This is a genomic window from Nocardia sp. NPDC003482, assembly GCF_053588115.1.
In genome coordinates, this window is the sequence record NZ_JBSFPI010000002.1 from 483,603 (window position 1) to 500,478 (window position 16,876).

Annotated in this window: 15 protein-coding genes, 1 tRNA gene and 1 pseudogene; 6 read left to right on the forward strand and 11 right to left on the reverse strand. The window is 69.9% G+C overall.

Annotation, left to right across the window (positions count from 1 at the left end):
• Positions 1-10: 10 nt before the first annotated feature.
• Positions 11-1,165, reverse strand: a pseudogene (locus tag ACWDSJ_RS05425) (transcription termination factor Rho, short form); the annotation flags it as partial.
• A gap of 267 nt (positions 1,166-1,432) precedes the next feature.
• Positions 1,433-3,058 carry a GMC family oxidoreductase gene (locus ACWDSJ_RS05430; RefSeq protein ID WP_387359057.1) on the reverse strand — a complete coding sequence of 542 codons (1,626 nt, stop codon included), beginning with the start codon at positions 3,056-3,058 and terminating at the stop codon, positions 1,433-1,435.
• Positions 3,059-3,311: 253 nt separating this feature from the next.
• Between ACWDSJ_RS05430 and ACWDSJ_RS05435 the strand changes: the two genes are divergently transcribed.
• Positions 3,312-3,800: a glutathione peroxidase gene (locus ACWDSJ_RS05435; protein WP_450029451.1), complete on the forward strand. Its 489-nt coding sequence runs from the start codon at positions 3,312-3,314 to the stop codon at positions 3,798-3,800.
• 10 nt (positions 3,801-3,810) lie between these two features.
• Here ACWDSJ_RS05435 and ACWDSJ_RS05440 read toward each other — a convergent pair whose 3' ends face one another.
• Positions 3,811-4,374, reverse strand: a complete 564-nt coding sequence (locus ACWDSJ_RS05440) for a TetR/AcrR family transcriptional regulator (RefSeq protein WP_450029453.1) — start codon at positions 4,372-4,374, stop codon at positions 3,811-3,813.
• A gap of 110 nt (positions 4,375-4,484) precedes the next feature.
• On the opposite strand from ACWDSJ_RS05440, the gene ACWDSJ_RS05445 reads away from it, so the two are divergent.
• Complete coding sequence (locus tag ACWDSJ_RS05445; RefSeq protein ID WP_387359059.1) at positions 4,485-5,153, forward strand: class I SAM-dependent methyltransferase; 669 nt, start codon at positions 4,485-4,487, stop codon at positions 5,151-5,153.
• A 7-nt stretch (positions 5,154-5,160) separates the two neighbouring features.
• Here ACWDSJ_RS05445 and ACWDSJ_RS05450 read toward each other — a convergent pair whose 3' ends face one another.
• The 5 genes from ACWDSJ_RS05450 to ACWDSJ_RS05470 are packed head-to-tail and all read right to left on the reverse strand — an operon-like array spanning position 5,161 to position 10,573.
• Complete coding sequence (locus ACWDSJ_RS05450) at positions 5,161-6,231, reverse strand: prenyltransferase (protein ID WP_450029380.1); 1,071 nt, start codon at positions 6,229-6,231, stop codon at positions 5,161-5,163.
• Complete coding sequence (locus ACWDSJ_RS05455; protein ID WP_450029382.1) at positions 6,218-6,949, reverse strand: class I SAM-dependent methyltransferase; 732 nt, start codon at positions 6,947-6,949, stop codon at positions 6,218-6,220. The genes ACWDSJ_RS05450 and ACWDSJ_RS05455 overlap by 14 nt, the downstream gene beginning before the upstream one ends.
• Positions 6,943-8,190, reverse strand: a complete 1,248-nt coding sequence (locus ACWDSJ_RS05460; RefSeq protein ID WP_450029384.1) for a glycosyltransferase family 4 protein — start codon at positions 8,188-8,190, stop codon at positions 6,943-6,945. Before ACWDSJ_RS05460 ends, ACWDSJ_RS05455 begins: the two co-directional genes overlap by 7 nt.
• Before the next feature lie 48 nt (positions 8,191-8,238).
• Complete coding sequence (locus ACWDSJ_RS05465; protein WP_450029386.1) at positions 8,239-9,087, reverse strand: LLM class F420-dependent oxidoreductase; 849 nt, start codon at positions 9,085-9,087, stop codon at positions 8,239-8,241.
• Between the two features lie 16 nt (positions 9,088-9,103).
• Positions 9,104-10,573 carry an FAD-dependent oxidoreductase gene (locus ACWDSJ_RS05470; RefSeq protein WP_450029388.1) on the reverse strand — a complete coding sequence of 490 codons (1,470 nt, stop codon included), beginning with the start codon at positions 10,571-10,573 and terminating at the stop codon, positions 9,104-9,106.
• A gap of 209 nt (positions 10,574-10,782) precedes the next feature.
• On the opposite strand from ACWDSJ_RS05470, the gene ACWDSJ_RS05475 reads away from it, so the two are divergent.
• On the forward strand, positions 10,783-11,550 hold the full coding sequence (locus ACWDSJ_RS05475) for an SDR family NAD(P)-dependent oxidoreductase (protein ID WP_450029390.1): 768 nt from the start codon (positions 10,783-10,785) through the stop codon (positions 11,548-11,550).
• A 5-nt stretch (positions 11,551-11,555) separates the two neighbouring features.
• Here ACWDSJ_RS05475 and ACWDSJ_RS05480 read toward each other — a convergent pair whose 3' ends face one another.
• Entirely contained in the window at positions 11,556-12,347 is a 792-nt protein-coding gene (locus ACWDSJ_RS05480; protein WP_387359073.1) for a crotonase/enoyl-CoA hydratase family protein, read from the reverse strand.
• Positions 12,348-12,450: 103 nt separating this feature from the next.
• On the opposite strand from ACWDSJ_RS05480, the gene ACWDSJ_RS05485 reads away from it, so the two are divergent.
• Positions 12,451-14,049 (forward strand): succinic semialdehyde dehydrogenase, encoded by a 1,599-nt coding sequence (locus tag ACWDSJ_RS05485; RefSeq protein ID WP_450029392.1) that lies wholly within the window; start codon positions 12,451-12,453, stop codon positions 14,047-14,049.
• Between the two features lie 4 nt (positions 14,050-14,053).
• Here ACWDSJ_RS05485 and ACWDSJ_RS05490 read toward each other — a convergent pair whose 3' ends face one another.
• The gene (locus ACWDSJ_RS05490; protein ID WP_450029394.1) at positions 14,054-15,442 is read right to left on the reverse strand and encodes a lipase family protein; all 1,389 of its coding nucleotides are present in this window, start codon (positions 15,440-15,442) and stop codon (positions 14,054-14,056) included.
• A gap of 114 nt (positions 15,443-15,556) precedes the next feature.
• On the opposite strand from ACWDSJ_RS05490, the gene ACWDSJ_RS05495 reads away from it, so the two are divergent.
• Positions 15,557-16,183, forward strand: a complete 627-nt coding sequence (locus ACWDSJ_RS05495; RefSeq protein WP_450029396.1) for a TetR/AcrR family transcriptional regulator — start codon at positions 15,557-15,559, stop codon at positions 16,181-16,183.
• A gap of 188 nt (positions 16,184-16,371) precedes the next feature.
• Positions 16,372-16,665, forward strand: a complete 294-nt coding sequence (locus tag ACWDSJ_RS05500; protein WP_450029397.1) for a hypothetical protein — start codon at positions 16,372-16,374, stop codon at positions 16,663-16,665.
• A gap of 95 nt (positions 16,666-16,760) precedes the next feature.
• Here ACWDSJ_RS05500 and ACWDSJ_RS05505 read toward each other — a convergent pair.
• A tRNA-Pro gene (locus ACWDSJ_RS05505) sits at positions 16,761-16,834 on the reverse strand.
• Positions 16,835-16,876: the final 42 nt, after the last annotated feature.

A 16,876-nucleotide genomic window follows, 5' to 3' on the forward strand; every position in this document is an offset into this window, starting at 1 on the left:
GGGCACGAGATCACCTTCCGGCGGTGCGGATGTTGTGCAGGAATTCGGCGTTGGTCTGGGTGCCGCGCAGTCCGGTCAGCAGGAGTTCGGCGGCCTGGCGGGGTTCGCGGCCCGCGAGGGTGCGGCGCATGGACTCGACGGCCGCCAGTTCGGCGGGGTCGAGCAGCAGTTCGTCGCGGCGGGTGCTGGAGCGGTTGACGTCGACGGCCGGGAAGACGCGCGCGTCGGCGATCTGGCGGTCGAGTTTGAGTTCGGCGTTGCCGGTGCCCTTGTACTCCTCGAAGATCACCGAGTCGGCGAGCGAGCCGGTCTCCACCAGCGCGGTGGCGATGATGGTGAGCGAGCCGCCGCCCTCGATGTTGCGGGCCGCGCCGAGGAACCTCTTGGGCGGGGCCAGCGCGGCCGCGTCGACGCCGCCGGAGAGGACGCGGCCCGAGGCGGGGGCGGCGAGGTTGTAGGCGCGGGCCAGGCGGGTCAGCGAGTCGAGCAGGACGACCACGTCGCGGCCCATCTCGACCAGGCGCTTGGCGTGTTCGATGGCCAGTTCGGCGACCGCGACGTGTTCGCGCGGCGGGCGGTCGAAGGTGGCGGCGGCGATGTCGGCGGGCACGGCCCGCGACAGGTCGGTGACCTCCTCGGGGCGCTCGCCGATCAGGACCATCATGAGCTGGCATTCGGGGTGGTTCTTCGCCACGCCGTGCGCGACCGATTGCAGCACCGAGGTCTTACCCGCCTTGGGCGGGGCGACAACCAGGGCGCGCTGGCCCTTGCCGATCGGCATCGTGAGATCGATTGCGCGGGTGGTCAACTCGTGCGGTTCGGTCTCCAGGCGGAGCCGGTCGCAGGGATGGATGGGGACCAGCTCGGCGAAACGCGGTCGCTTGCGGGCCTGTTCGGGCGCGAGCCCGTTGACGGTGTCGACGCGCACCAGCGGATCGAATTTCGCGCCCGCCCGCCGGGTTCCGACGGCGCCGGTGACGGAATCACCGGGGCGCAAACCGTTCTCGCGGATCAGGCGGGTGGATACGTGGACGTCGTGCTCGCCGGGCAGATAGCCCTCGGTGCGCAGCGACGCGTGGTTGTCGGAGATGTCGAGGATGCCGGTCACGGTCGTCGCCGGGACCGCATCCTGAATGTCGTTGTGTGTCATGGTGTTTCCCCCTCCGGGAAATGTCGCGTGGGTACGGCGAACGGCCGTGACCGCGGCCTGGTGCCGCGAATGAGAACTCCGGCGGAACCGGAATGAAGACCTTGCGGGGCGGGATCAGATCAACCTGCGTCCACAAGAAGAACGATGCCTACGTTAGCGGCACCCACGACAACACGCAATCCCTTCGGATTGTTCCCGGCCCGAAAAGCAGGGCCGGGAACAGGAAGGGAGAGGGCGCAGGAGAGGCGCGGCCGCCCGGAGGGGCGGGGCGGCCGACCGGTATCAGGAGGCGCTGATCAGCTCCGCGGCCTTCTCGCCGATCATGTAGCACGGCGCATTGGTGTTGCCGCCGGTGATGCTGGGCATGATGGAGGCGTCGGCGACGCGGAGGCCCTCGATGCCGAGGACGCGCAGCTGCGGGTCGACGACCGCGCGTTCGTCGACGCCCATGCGGCAGGTGCCGACCGGGTGGTAGACGGAGTGGACGCGGTTGGGGAGTTCGCGGCGCAGGGCGGTCTCGTCCCGGTAGGCGGGGCCGGGGGAGAACTCCTCGGTGACGTCGCCCGCGACGGCCTTGTTCGCCATGATGTCGCGGATGATTTTGATGCCCTCGACGAGGAATTCGGTGTCGGTCGGGTCGGACAGGTAGCCCGGGTCGATCAGCGGGGAGGCCAGCGGATCGGTGGAGGCCAGCCGCAGCTCGCCGCGGCTCTTGGGGTAGATGAGCGTGGGGAAGATGGTCAGTCCGGCGCGCCGGTCGACCATGTGCAGCTTGTCCTCGTCCTGGTTGGGCACCGGATAGCTCCACGGCAGGGTGTGGATCTGCATATCCGGAATGTCTTGCGCGAACGAGGTTTTCACGAAGCCGACGACCTCGAACACGGTGCGGCCGAACCACGAGCTGCCGGGCCGGACCAACTCGCGCATCAGGCCCGCGGCGAAATGCGAGGGGATGCCGCGGTGGATGGCCTTCTTCGAGATGAAGGTCATCGGCACGAACAGGTGGTCGTGCAGGTTCTGGCCCACGGGCAGATCGGCGTGCACGTCGATGCCGAGTTCGCGCAGCTGACCCGCCGGGCCGATGCCGGAGAGCATGAGGATCTGCGGCGAGCCCATGACGCCCGAGGACACCACGACCTCGCGGGCCGCGCGGATGATCCGCGTCCCGGACTTCTCGATCACCTCGACGCCGGTGGCCCGGCCCTTCTCGATGACAACGCGCGCGACGTGCGCGTTGGTCAGCACCTTCAGGCCCGAGTTCGGCCGATTCGTGATGAATCCGCGAGAGGAGCTGTAGCGCAACCCGTCTCGCACGCTCTGCTGGAAAACGCTGATGCCCTCCTGGGATTCGCCGTTGTAGTCGGCGATCCGCGGCACCCCGAGGGTGTCGGTGGCGGCCTCCATGAACTGCTGGGCGATCGGGGTCAGCTCGCGCTGGCGGGTCACCTCGATGGGTCCGCCCGCGCCGCGCAGTTCGCTCGCGCCGCCCTCCCAGTTCTCCAGCCGCTTGTAGGCGGGCAGCACGTCGGCGTAGCTCCAGCCGGTGCAGCCCTCGGCGGCCCAGGAGTCGAAGTTGGCCTTGTTGCCGCGCACGAACAGCATGCCGTTGACCGAACTCGAACCGCCCAGCACCTTGCCGCGGGTCATCGGGATCTCGCGGTCGTTGGCGTGCTTCTGCGGAACCGAGTTCTGCTTCCAGGTCACGCGCTTCTTGAGCTGGGGGACCGTGTGCACCATCGTGATCATGCCGGGGGTCGTCACCAGGCGGGTGTCGTCCTTGCGTCCGGCCTCGATCAGGATGACGCTCGCGCCGGTTTCGACGAGCCGGCCGGCCACGGTCGCGCCGGCGCTGCCCGCGCCCACGACGATGTAATCGGCCTCGCTGGTATCCGCGCTGCGGTCGGTCATATTCGCATACCTCATCCTCGAAGTGGCTCCGGACACACTGTAGAACAAGTTCTAATCCGAGAGAAGATCCGGGCCGCGCCGGGATCGCCCTCGGGGCACTCGGACATGTGGTAGATCATCTCCCGGAAACCCGGGCGAGGCGGTGTGGAGCGGCGTCTCCATCGAGGTAGAACTCGTTTCAGTTGTCCGCGTGCGGGTGACCCATCGGGAGCCGCGGGATCGAGCAGCGGCCGGTCGCGGTTCGTAAGATCGGATTGTGAGCATTCGTGACATTCCCGTCCGCACCTTGTCCGACGAACCCACCACCCTCGCCGACCTGGCCGGGGACCGGGCCCTGCTGGTGGTGAACGTGGCCTCCAAATGCGGCCTCACCCCGCAGTACACCGGCCTGGTGGAACTCCAGAAGACCTACGGCCCACGCGGTTTCAGCGTGATCGGCGTGCCGTGCAACCAGTTCATGGGTCAGGAACCCGGCACCGCCGAGGAGATCCAGGAATTCTGTTCGGCCACTTACGGAGTCGACTTCCCGCTGCTGGAGAAGGTCGAGGTGAACGGCGAGGACCGGCATCCGCTGTATCGGGAACTCGTGGAGACCGCCGATGCCGAGGGCACGGCGGGCGATATCCAATGGAACTTCGAGAAGTTCCTGGTGAATCGCGACGGTGATGTCGTGGCCCGCTTCCGCCCGCGCACCGAACCGAGCGACCCGGCCGTGGTCACCGCGATCGAATCGGTGCTCTGATCCGAGGGATTCAGCCCCGCAGCACCCGTAACGCCGATCTCTCCAAACGGTCCGCGATCTGCGCGTACGAGGCGTATCCGACGCCCGCGCGCACGAGCGCGCCCGCGTAGAGCAATTCCAGGGTCTCGACGATATCCGGATCGGCGTCGGGACCGAGCGCCTCGATCAGGCGGCGGCGGATCTCGGCGCCGATGCGCAGGCGCAGATGCGCCACATCGGGATCGGTGCCCAGCAGCGCGCTGGTGACCGCGCCCGCGAGCGCGGGTTCGTCGGCGACCAGCATGGCGGTCTGGCGCAGCACGGCCAGGACCCGCTCGGTGCGGTCGGGGGAGTCGACGACCGGCGCGGCGGTGGCGGCCAGGCGCCGCCAGAAGACCTCCGCGACCAGGTGCTCCTTGGAGGAGAAGTAGGTGTAGGCGGTGGCCGTGCCGACGCCCGCGGCGGCGGCGACCATGCGCACGGTGAGCCCGGCGAATCCCTCGCGCGCGAGCACCTCCAACGCGGCCCGCGTCAACCGGTCGACGGTGTCGGCCTGCTTCTCGGTGAGACGGCGGCGCGTGGCCTCCATATTCACCGCGGGCGGCTCGCTGGAAAGGGGATCAGACACGTGTCCGGATGCTACTATCTCAAAGCTTCGGGGGCAACTGGACACGCCTGACGCGGGCGGACGGAAAGGTATTCATCGTGACTCGTGCCGATTCGGCGATCTCTGAGGATACGGCCCGATTGTTCGAAATCGCCGAGGCGACAACGGGTTTCATGCCGCCCGACGAGGGTCGCGCGCTGTACGAGGCGGCGCTGCGCTACGGCGGTTCCGGAACGATCGTGGAAATCGGCACCTACTGCGGCAAGTCGTCGATCTATCTCGGCGCGGCCGCCCGGCGGACCGGGGCGACGGTCTACACCCTCGACCACCATCGCGGCTCGGAGGAGCATCAGCCCGGCTGGGAGTATCACGACACGTCGCTGGTCGATCCCGAGACCGGCGTCTTCGACACGGTCGCCACGTTCCGGCGCTCGATGGTGAAGGCCGGGCTCACCGATACCGTGGTCGGGGTCGTGGGGGCCTCGGCCACCGTCGCGCGGATCTGGCGCGAACCGATCCGGTTGCTGTTCATCGACGGCGGGCACACCGAGGAGGCCGCCCAGCGCGACTACGACAACTGGGCGCACTGGGTGGCCGCCGGGGGCGCGCTGGCCATCCACGACGTGTTCCCGGATCCGCGCGACGGCGGCCAAGCGCCCTACCACATCTATCGGAAAGCTTTGGACGGCAACGGTTTCCGCGAGGTGTCGGTGACCGGTTCGCTGCGGATCCTGGAGCGGTCCGCGGGCTGCGGCGGCGCGGCCTGAGCCGGGCTCAGGACAGCGTCGACACGCAGTCGCAGGCGAAGCCGGTGCTCATATCGGCGGTGGCGGCGAGTTCCCGGAACACGCCGTTGCCGCCGGAGGTGCGCGACAGCGCGTCGGCGGCCAGGATCATCGCGGCCCCGGTCCAGGTGGTGCGCTCCTCGGGCCAGTGCTTGCCGTCGGCGAAAACCAGTCCGGTCCAATAGGATCCGTCCTCGGTGCGCAGATGCTGCATCGCGGCCAGCAGATCGCGGGCGCGGTCGCGATCGCCCACGGTGTCCAGCGCGAGGGCCAGCTCGCAGGTCTCCGCCCCGGTCACCCACGGCCGGTCGCCGACGCAGCGGATGCCGATGTCGCCCACCACGAAATCGTCCCAGCGCGCGGCGATCCGGGCCTCGGCGGCGGCGCCGCGAAAGGCGCCGCACAGCACCGGGTAGTACCAGTCCATCGAGTACCGGTCCTTGAGCGCGAACGCCTCCGGATGGTGCCGGATAGCGTGCCCCAGCCGCAGCGCCGCGACCTCCCACTCGGGCTGGTCGATGTCGAGGAACTCCGCCAGCGCCAGCGCGCACCGGATGCTGTGGAACATGCTGGAGCTGCCGGTCAGCAGGGCCTCCGGCAGGATCTCGGAATCGGTTCGCAGCCAATAGATCTCGCCGCGCGGGCCCTGGAGGGTGAGCACATGGTCGATGGCGGCGCGCACGGTCGGCCACAGCCGGGTCGCGAAGTCCCGATCGCCGGTGCAGCGCACGTAGTGCCACACACCCGTGGCGATGTAGGCGCAGAAGTTGGTGTCGGCGTCGGCGATCTCGATCGCGCCGCACCGGAACTGACTGGGCCAGGACCCGTCCGGGCGCTGGGTGCGCGCCGACCACTCGTAGGCCGCGCGCGCCTCGGTCAGCAGCCCCGCGACGGTGAGGGCCATGGCCGATTCGACGTGATCCCACGGATCGGTGTGCCCGCCGGGAAACCAGGGGATGGCGCCGTCGGATTCCTGTGCGGCCGCGATGGATTCGGCCGTGGCCAGGGTTTGCGCGCCCGTGAGGACGCCGGGTACCGCCGGGAGCTCAGCACCCGGCACGGCGCACCGCCGGTTTCGTGAAGTACAGGGCCACGCTCTTGCCGATGAGCGGGTTGAGCAGGTCCTCGGCGAGCCGGGTGACGCGGGGCGCCTTCATCATGTCCCACACCAGCAGCCGGTGATAGGCGCGCACGGCCGGATGGTCGTTCGCCTCGACGCCGACCAGACACTTCAGCCACCAGTACGGCGCGTGCAGGGCGTGCGCGTGTTCGGTGCGCACGAAACGCAGTTCGCGGGCGGTGATCTTGGCGCGCAGTTCGTCGGCGCGGTAGATCCGCACGTGCCCGCCCTCGTTGGCGTGGTATTGGTCCGAGAGCAGCCAGCAGATCCGTTCCGGCAGCCAGCGCGGCACCGTGACGGCAAGGGCCCCACCGGGTTTGAGGACCCGGACCAGTTCGGCGACGGCCCGGTCGTCGTCCGGGATGTGCTCGAGGATCTCCGAGGCGATCACCACGTCGAATTCGCCGTCCTCGAACGGCAGCGCGAGCGCGTCGCCCTGCACGGTCTCCGCGCGGGCGTGCGCGGGCACCTCGCCGGCCTCGGCCATGGCCCCGAACATGACCTTCACGTCGGCGAGGTCGGCGGCGTTCTGATCGAAGGCGACGATGTCGGCGCCGCGGCGATACGCCTCGAAGGAGTGGCGGCCCTGGCCGCAGCCCACATCGATGACGCGGGTGCCGGGCCGGATGCCCAGCCGGTCGAAATCGACGGTCAGCATGCGTTCGCCTCCTCGTAGTGATCACCGGACGAGCGGGCGATGGCCCGCTCGTAGACCGAGACCGTCTGCGCGGCGACGGCCTCCCAGCTGTACACCGCCAGCGCGCGGGCGCGCCCGGCGGTGCTCAACGCGGCCCGTCGCGTCGGCGAGTCCAGCAGACCGCCGACGGCCGCGGTCAATTCGTCGACATTGCCCGGCTCGACCAGTTCGGCGCAGTCGCCGACCACCTCCGGCAGGGCTCCCGCGCGGCTGGCCACCAGGGGTGTGCCGCTCGCCAGCGCCTCGACGGCGGGCAGCGAGAAACCCTCGTACATCGAAGGGATGCAGGCCAATTCGGCCGAGGCCAGCAGTTCGGCGAGGTCCTGATCGGACAGTCCGCCCGCCACTTGCACGATGTCGGAGAGCCCGAGTTCGGCGATCAGCTTCTCGGTGGGTCCGTTGGGTTCCAGCCGCGCCACCAGCCGCAGCTCCACCTCGTGCGTGGCGCGCAGCCGGGCCAGCGCGTGCAACAGCACCCCGATGCCCTTGAGCGGTTTGTCGGCGCTGGCGACCGCGACGACGCGGCCGGGCACCCGGCGCCCGCGCGGACGGAACAGTTCGGTGTCCACGCCCAGCGGCACGACCCGCAATTGTTCGGGGGCGACGCCGAAGTCGCTCGCGATATCGGTGGCCGAGGACGACGAGACGGTGATCAGGTCCGGGATCTCGCGTGCCACCCGCCGCTGCATGCCGAGGAATCCGTACCAGCGCCGGACCAGCGGCGTGCGCCACCACTTCGCGGCGGCCAGATCCACCTCGCGGTCGCGGGTGATCGGGTGGTGGATGGTCGCGACCAGCGGCAGGTGCCGCGCGATGTCGAGCAGGCCGGAGCCGAGGCACTGATTGTCGTGCACCACATCGAATTCCGCGGCGCGCTCGCGCAGCAGGCGGGCCGCGCGCAGGCTGAAGGTGCGCGGCTCGGGGAATCCGGCCGTCCACATGGTGGCCACCTCGAGCAGATCGATGCGATCGCGGATCTCGCTCGGGCGCGGCGTGCGGAACGGGTCGGGCTCACGGTAGAGATCCAGGCTGGGCACCTCGGTCAGGCGCACCCGCGGGTCGAGCAGTTCCGGGTACGGCTGCCCCGACAGCACCTCGACCTCGTGGCCCAGTTCGGCCAGGCCGCGGCTCAGGTGCCGCACGTAGACCCCCTGTCCGCCACAGTGGGTCTTGCTGCGGTAGGACAGCAGGGCGATTCGCACGTTCTCGGCTCACTCTCCGATAGGCGACACAAGAAAGATCAGGATATTTCAGATCAGGCCGAGCTTCGCGGCGAGTCGATCCAGATAGCCCAGAACCTCGGCCTCGCTCCGATCCGGCAGGCCGTAGATCGCGTCGGTGACGCCGTGCTCGTCCCATTCGGCGAGTCGCGCCGGGTCGGGCTTGCCGTCCAGGGCCACCACGCGCGGCGCGCCGGACCGGCCCTCGTCCCGCCAGATCCCGTGCAGCAGGGCCAGCCGCTTCACCAGCAGGTCGGGTTCGTACGGGGTGGTGATCCAGCCGTCGGTGTGCCGGGCGACCCAGCGGAAACCCTGTTCGGTTCCGGCGGTTCCGATGAGCACCGGCAGCGCGGCCTGCGCGGGTTTGGGCCAGGCCCAGCTCGGGCCGAAGTTCACGAATCGTCCGTCGTAGCTCGCCTCGTCCTGGGTCCACAGCGCGCGCATGGCCTCGAGGTACTCGCGCAGCGCGGTGCGGCGCTTGTCGCCGGGGATGCCGTGGTCGGCGAGTTCGTCGGTGTTCCAACCGAATCCGGCCCCGAGGGTGACCCGGCCGCCGGACAGGTGGTCGAGGCTCGCGATGGTCTTGGCGAGGGTGATCGGATCGTGTTCGGTGGGCAGGGCGACGGCGGTGGCCAGTTCGATGCGCTCGGTGACCGCGGCCGCGGTGCCCAGCGCCACCCACGGATCCAGGGTCCGCAGATAGCGGTCGTCGGGCAGGCTGGCGTCGCCCGTGACCGGATGCGCCGCTTCGCGTTTCACCGGAATGTGGGTGTGCTCGGGCACGAAGAACGAGGCGAAGCCCCGATCCTCGGCGGCGCGGGCGGCCGCGGCGGGGGTGATGCCGCGGTCGCTGGTGAACAGGACGATGCCGAAACGCATTGGGCCGCCTACCTTCTCAGTTCGTCGCGGCGGCGCGCCCGGCCCGCCTGCCGTAGAAGCTGCCGTCGCCGAGCGACGACCCGCTGGCGTATCCGCCCGCGCAGATGCCCGAGGTGCAGCGGCCCGCGGCGTACAGCCCCGCGATCGGCTCGCCGGACACGTGCAGCACGCGCGAATCCAGATCGGTCTTCAAGCCGCCCAGGGTGAATCCGGCGGTGAAGTTGCGCATGTCGAAACCCGCCAGCGGGGTGCCGATCGGCCTGACCCATTCGGGCTTCTTGCCCAGCACCGGGTCCTCGCCCGCGGCGGCGTGCCGGTTGTACACCTCGACGGTGGCCTGCAACGCGCCCGCGGGCAGGCCCATATCGCTCTCGAGTTCCTCGACCGTCTCCGCGGCCCAGGTGGGTGGCTGCCGGAAGTACGGGCTCGACGTCTCGGTGGCCATGCCCTCCTCGAGCGCGGCCTCGTCGATGATCAGGAACGCCTGGTTGTCCTGCTGGATGAGGGTGGCCTGGCCGATGCGCCCGGGGTAGGTGTCCTCGGGGATGTAGCGCTGGCCGCGGCCGTTGACCAGGATGCCGCGCACCAGCAGCTGCGGATCGCCGAAGAAGGCGACCTCGGTCGCGTCCATGTGGGCCAGTTCCGCGCCGAGCGCCTGGGCCACCCGGATGCCGATGCCGTCGTGCTGTTCGATGGCCGCGGCCGGGCGGCCGATCAGCCGGGGCGCGTAGTTCTCGACCATCTTCTGTTCGTAGGCGAAGCTGCCGGTGGCCAGCACCACGCCGCGGCGCGCGCGGACGTGCACGAGGTCGCCGTAGCGCTTGGCGACCACGCCGACCACCCGATCGTCGTCGTCGACGATGAGGCGTTGCAGCCGGATGTCGTATTCGGCTGTGACGCCGAGCCTTTCGGCGGTGTCGGTGAGCGGCTTCATGAGCATGTAGCCGCCGCCCCGCTCGCCCAGTCGCTTGTCGGTCATCTGCGGGAGATGCCCGCGCGGCGCGGGGGGCACGAGGGTGTTGAACGGCGCGGCGTTCTCGCCGCCGGAGTACATCAGGCCCTCGTCGTGCGGCGGCTCCCAGCCGGGCTGGCCCCAGAACTCCTCCTTGAACGGGACGCCCTGATCGACCAGCCAGGTGTAGTGCTCGACGCTGCCCTGGCAGTAGTCGTGGATCTTGGCCGCGTCCACTCCCGGGCCCAGCGCGGCGAGCAGGAACTTCTCCATGTTCTCCGGGGTGTCCTCGAAGCCGAGGGCCTTCTGCAACGGCGTGCCGCCGCCGAGGTAGATGAAGCCGCCCGACTGCGAGGCCGCGCCGCCCCAGCCGCCGGTGCGTTCCAGCACCAGCACCTCGGCCCCGGCACGGGCGGCCTCGATGGCGGCCGCGGCCCCGGCGATCCCGTAGCCGACGATCACCACGTCGGCCTCGAAGTCCCAGTGGGTGACGGCGTTCGCCCGCAGCGGTCGCACCGTGGCGGTCTCGGTCATGATCGGTTGCTCCTCGGCGCGCGGCGGTGTCTGGACACGTGTACGGACTATATGGTCGGGGGCGTGGGCGATGCAAGAACTTGTTTCAATTCTGCCGTCCTCTCGTGCGCTCGGCCCGCGCTTCCCGCTCATCGGGACCGGTGCCGGAAAGTGCCGACGACCTCCCGAGAACGTGTTCTACTTGGGCGGAGAAACGCCCGGGAGGTTCGATGACCGAGACAGCACTGGTGACGGGCGCGGCCAGCGGTATGGGCCGCATCGTCGCGCGACGACTGGCGGCGGCCGGATACCGCGTCGCCGCCGTGGATCTGAACGAGGCCGGGCTCGCCGAGACCGCCCGCCTCGCGCCGGGCACGCGCACCCACGTCTGCGACGTGTCGGACGCGGCCGCGCTGCGGACGGTCGTCGACGAGGTGCGCGCCGAACTCGGCCCGCTCGCGCGCGTGGTGCACGCCGCCGGATTCGCCCGCGTGGGCGGCGCTCTGACACAGGATGTTTCGGACATCCGGCGGCTGATCGAGGTGAACTACCTCGGCACGGTGAATCTGTGCCAGGCGGTGATCCCGGCCATGAGAGAGGCCGGGACGGGCACGGTGGTGCTGTTCGCGTCGATGGCGGGCTGGCTGTCGTCGCCCGGCCTGTCGGCCTACGCGGCCTCGAAGTTCGCGGTGATCGGCTACGTCGACGCGCTGTACCAGGAGCTGCACGGCAGCGGGGTGCGGCTGCTGTGCGTCTGCCCGCCGCATGTGGAAACGCCCTTCCTGGAAGGGGTTCGGGCCGTCGATCCGGCGGTGCTCGCCGGTCAGCGCGGGATGTCGCCCGACCGGGTGGTCGACGATATGGAGAAGGCGCTGGCCGGGCGGCGGACGCCGCTGTACATCTTCCCCGGCCAGGCGCACGCGCTGGTGCTGGCCCGCCGCTTCGCCCCGAATCTGCTGCGGCGGCAGATCGTCCGCATGGTCAAGCCGACGGTGTGAGAACCTCAGCGCCCCTTGAACTCCGGCTTGCGCTTCTCGGCGAAGGCGCGCGGACCCTCCTTGGCGTCCGCGCTACGGAACACCTCGAGACCCAGTTCGGCGTCGATCTTGAACGCCTCGTTCTCGGGCAGGCCCTCGGTGTCGCGGATGGTCTTCAGGATGGCCCGCACGGCGAGCGGGCCGTTGGCGTTGATCTGCTCGGCGAGTTCGAGGGCCTTGTCCAGCGCGGTGCCGTCCGGCACGACGTGTCCGATCAGCCCGATCTCCTTGGCCTCGGTCGCGGTGAGGTGGCGGCCGGTCAGCAGGATCTCGGCGGCGATGGTGTAGGGCACCTGCCGCACCAGCCGCACGGCCGAGCCGCCGATCGGGAACAGGCTCCAACGCGCCTCGGACACACCGAATTTCGCGCTCTGCCCGGCGACCCGGATATCGGTGCCCTGGAGGATCTCGGTGCCGCCCGCGATGGCCGCGCCCTCGACGGCGGCGATCAGCGGTTTGGTCAGGCGACGGCCCTTGAGCAGGCCGGGCATGTAGGTGGGATCCCAGCCGCCGCCCTCGCTCATGTTGTCGGCCGGGCTCTGCCGATTCATGTTCTTCAGATCGGCGCCCGCGCAGAACGCCCCGCCCGCGCCGGTGAGGACGCACGAGCGGATCTCGGGATCGTTGTCGACGGTGTCCCAGGCCGACACCATGATGTCGAGCATCTCGGCGGAGAGCGCGTTGCGCACGGCCGGGCGGTTCATGGTGACGACGAGCGTGGCGCCGCGGCGCTCGACCAGGGCGTGCGGTTCTGTCATGGGGACGAAGTTACCCGGCGACATTGTCGGAAACAATAACGTGTTCTAGTTTGGATCCTGGGTGACCGCTGGGACGGGCGGCGAGTGGACGGAGAGATCGGCGATGGAGACAACCACGCAGGGCGGCGCGACCACGCTGCCGCCGCGGATCACGCAGGCGCTCATCGATCGACTGACCGCGATCGTGGTCGCGGGTACGGGCGGGGAGACGCGCGAGCCCTACCCGCTGACCGAGGTCTACACCGGCGACGTGGTCGGCGCGCTGCCGCAGTCCACGCCCGGTGATGTCGCCGAGGCGGCCGCCGAAGCCCGTGCGGCGCAACGGGATTGGGCAGCGCGCCCGCTGCGGGAACGGCTGGCGGTGTTCGCGCGGGCGCACGAGCTGCTGCTGGCCGAGCACGAGACGATCGCCGAACTCATCCAGCTCGGCAACGGCAAGACCCGGCGCATGGCGGTCGAGGAGTCCTGCGACGTACCGATGGTCATCAGCCACTACCTCAAGGTCGCGAAGCGGGTGCTGAAACCCGTGCGGCGCGGCGGTCCGATGCCGTTGATCACGACCTCGACCGAACAGCATCGGCCCAAGGGCGTGGTGGCGGTCATCTCGCCGTGGAACTTCCCGTTCGCCATCTCGCTGTCGGATTCGGTTCCCGCGCTCATCGCGGGCAACGGGGTCGTGCTCAAGCCGGACAACAAGACCGCGTTGTGCGTGCTCTACGGGGTCGAGTTGCTGTACCGGGCCGGGCTGCCGCGCGGGCTGTTGCGGGTGGTCTGCGGCGGCGGGCCGGATGTGGGTCCGGCCATCATCGACAACGCCGACTTCGTCATGTTCACCGGATCGACCGCGACCGGGCGGGTCATCGGAGAGTTGGCCGGGCGCAACCTGATCGGGTGCAGCCTCGAGCTCGGCGGCAAGAATCCGCTCATCGTGCTCGACGACGCGAAGCTCGACGACGTCATCCCGGGCGCGCTGTTCGCGGTGTTCGGCAACTCCGGGCAGGCGTGCATGCACATCGAGCGGATCTATGTGGCGGACAAGCTCTATGACGAGTTCCTGCGCCGCTTCGTCGCGGCCGCCGAGGAATTGGGCGCGAGGGCGGGCGCGAGTTACGACTACGGTCCGGAGTTCGGCTCGCTGGCCTCGGTCGAGCACATGGAGAAGGTGGCCGCGCACGTCGAGGACGCGCGGGCCAAGGGCGCGACGGTGCTCACCGGCGGGGCGCCGATGCCCGATGTGGGTCCGGCGTTCTACGCACCGACCGTGCTCACCGATGTCACCCCGGACATGCTGCACGCCACCCAGGAGACGTTCGGGCCCGTGGTCACGGTCTACCGCTTCACCGACGAGGAGGACGCGATCCGGCGGGCCAACGCCACCACCTACGGCCTCAACGCCAGCGTGTGGAGCGCGGATCTCGCCCGTGCGCGGCGGGTCGCGGATCGGCTCGAGGCGGGCAATATCAATGTCAACGACGGGTTCGTGACCACCTACTCGGCCAAGGGCACGCCCTCGGGCGGGGTGAAGCAGTCCGGCGTGGGCGTGCGGCACGGCGACGCCGGACTGCTCAAGTACACCGACACCGTCAATGTCGGCGTGCAGAAGGTGCAGGTCATGGCGGCCCGCGCCAAGCAGCCGTTCGACAAGCAGCTGCGGCAGACGATGGTCACGCTGCGGCTGATGCGCAGACTGCGCGTCCGCTGAGGCGTCAGCGCACGCCGATCGGCTTGCCGAAGAACGACGCGAAGGTCTCCCCGAACGTCGCGGTGAGCAGCTGGAAACCGTTGGGGTCCAAGGCGAGCCAGCCCGCGTCGGTGGTCGTGCACCCGGTCGGCGCGGGCACGCCGTCGAGCCGGTCGCGCAGCCACAGCATCGCCGGGCCCGCGCCGGAGACCTCGCTGGCGATGTGCTCGCCGAAGTGCTCGCGGGTGTAGGCGACCGACGCGCCGTTGCGGCAGTAGGTGTCGACGAGGGTGTTCACCTGGCCGACCGGGATGATCTCGTCGGGGTTGGCGTTCCAGATGTACATCGGCATATCGGGGACGCGGGCGCCCATCCGGGTGCGGTCGAGCACGTCGGCCACGACGGGATCGCGCATCGGATCGCCCGGAACCCGAAGCAGCCCTTTGAGATTCAGGAACGGCAGCAGCATCGAGACGTACTGCACGCACAGCCCGCTCTGCACGGTGGTGACGGCCCGGCCGAGCGGGTCCAGGTTGTCGGCCATGAACCGCGCGAACTCCGGATACTCGTGGGCGAGTCCCATGACCGCGGCCAGGACCAGACCCGAGGTGAGCTGGCCGTTTGCCACATCGAGCACCCGGCCCAGATCGGCGGGAACGCCGCCCTCCGCCACGCCGACCACGTTCAGTTCCGGCGCGTAGGAGCCCTTCAGCTCGGCCGCGTGCCCGGTGGCGATCGCGCCGCCGGAATAGCCGTAGAGACCGACGCGGGCGTCCGGGGTGATGCGCATGGGCGTGAAATCCCGTGCGGCGCGGATACCGTCGAGCACGATGCGCCCGGCCAGCGGACCGGCGGCGTAGGCGTTGTTCGGGCCCTGGTGATCGGGGATCACCACGCCCCAGCCCTGTTGCAGCGCGCCCTGGGCGATGACGAATTCGGCAGGGGCCACGATCTGGCCGAGCAGCGGACCGGCCGAAAGATGTTGGATCGCATACGACGGCGCGCAGTACCCGGCCAGCGAGTCCTCGGCGATCTGCATCGACACCAGTTTGTCCGGGGCGGAACCGCGCGGTTTCAGAACCGTCGCCACGGCCGCGATGGGCGCGTCATGGCTGTCGGTGGAGCGGTAGGACAGCTGCCAGGCGTCCACATTGACCGGGATCAGGCCCAGATTGGCGACCGTGACCTGCCGGGCGGCGAGGATCTCGCCGGGCGCGGCGGCGGCCACCGTCTCGGCCGGGGGATGGTAGAAGCCCGGATCCAGTTCCGGCGGAAGGGGAATCGCGGCGGCGGGGGCTACCGGCGGATCCTCCGGTGCGGCGGTGGCGACGGCGGTCCACGGCGTGGCCAGGGCCACCGCGGCGGCCAGCACCAGCGCGAGACGATGGGTGCGGCGGGCTCTCGACTCGGTCAACTCGGGCTCCTTCGGCTATGTGAGACCACCTCGTCTCACATAGTCGGGAACTATGACACGCGGTGATCCGGATCGCAAGAGCGCCGGCCGGTCGCGGCCCCGTACGGTGGAGGCGTGACGATCGTGGAACGGCAGTACGGTGGACGCGCCGTCACCGAGCGCAAGGCCGAGCGGCGGGACCGGTTCCTGCGCGCGGCGACGCGGATCTTCGCCGAGCGCGGCTACGCGAACTGTTCGCTCGCGGACGTGTGCGCGGCGGCCGGGCTGTCGAAGCGGCAGTTCTACGAGGAGTTCTCCACCCGCGAGGACGTGCTCATCGCCGCCTACGACCGCATTCAGGACGAGGCGGCCGCGGCGGTGACCCGGGCGATGGGCGAGGTCGGCGCGGACGCCGATCCGCGCACGGCGATCACGGTGATGTTCGGGGCGTATCTGGAATCCATTGCGGCCGAACCCCATCGGGCCAAACTCGCGTTCCTCGAGGTGGTCGGGGTGAGCGAGCGGATGGAACGGCACCGCCGCGAGCGCCGCCACATGTGGGCCCAGGTGATCGAACGCGTGGTGATGCCGCTCGCCGCATCGTCGGGCCGTCTGCGCGGCGGCCCCGGCATGGCCACCAGCGCCCTCATCGGCGCGGTCAACGGCATCGCCCACGAATGGCTGCTCACCGACCCCCGCCCGCCGGTCACGGAACTGACCGATCTCCTGGTTCCGGTGGCGCTGGCGCTGATCGAGAGCTAGGCGCTCCCGGGCGCGGTCGTGAGCGGGGGGACCAACGAATTGGGGTCCGGCCTGTTCGGGGGCGGCGGGCTAGGCTGCGGAAGATGAACCGCGGCAGGCGAATTCGCCGGAGATTTCCGATCGCGGCGCCCGTGCCGGTGCGGTGGGCGGCGTTCGGTATCGGGGTTCACGCGGTCGATCATCTAATTGTGCCGTTGGTCCCGCCGTCCGGGTGGAATGTGGGCACGGTCTATCACCTGGTCAGCGCGCCGGTGTACGCGGCGATGATCCTGCCGGTGCTGGCCGGTCGGCGGTGGGCCCGGATGGTGATGACGGTGTTGCTGGGTGGTCAGTTCGCCGGGCGGTTCGTGGTGTGGGTGTTGTTTCCCGAGACGGGCGCGCGGCTGGCCCTGCTGGCCGGGTGGGCGGTGTCGATCGCCGTGCTGGTGTTGCTGTGGGCGCCCGGCTCGGCGCGGCGGTATTTCTCCGGGACGCCCGGGTGAAAACCCTTGTGGGCGTGGGTAATACGGGCCGACAAAGAGTAAGATCCCTGACCGGCGATGCCGGTCAGGGACCCTGTCGTGTCTCCACACACGAGTCGGGGTGACAGGATTTGAACCTGCGACCTCCTCGTCCCGAACGAGGCGCGCTACCAAGCTGCGCCACACCCCGTGGTCGAGCCTGTCGTAGCTTACAGCAGGGGCGGGGCCGACG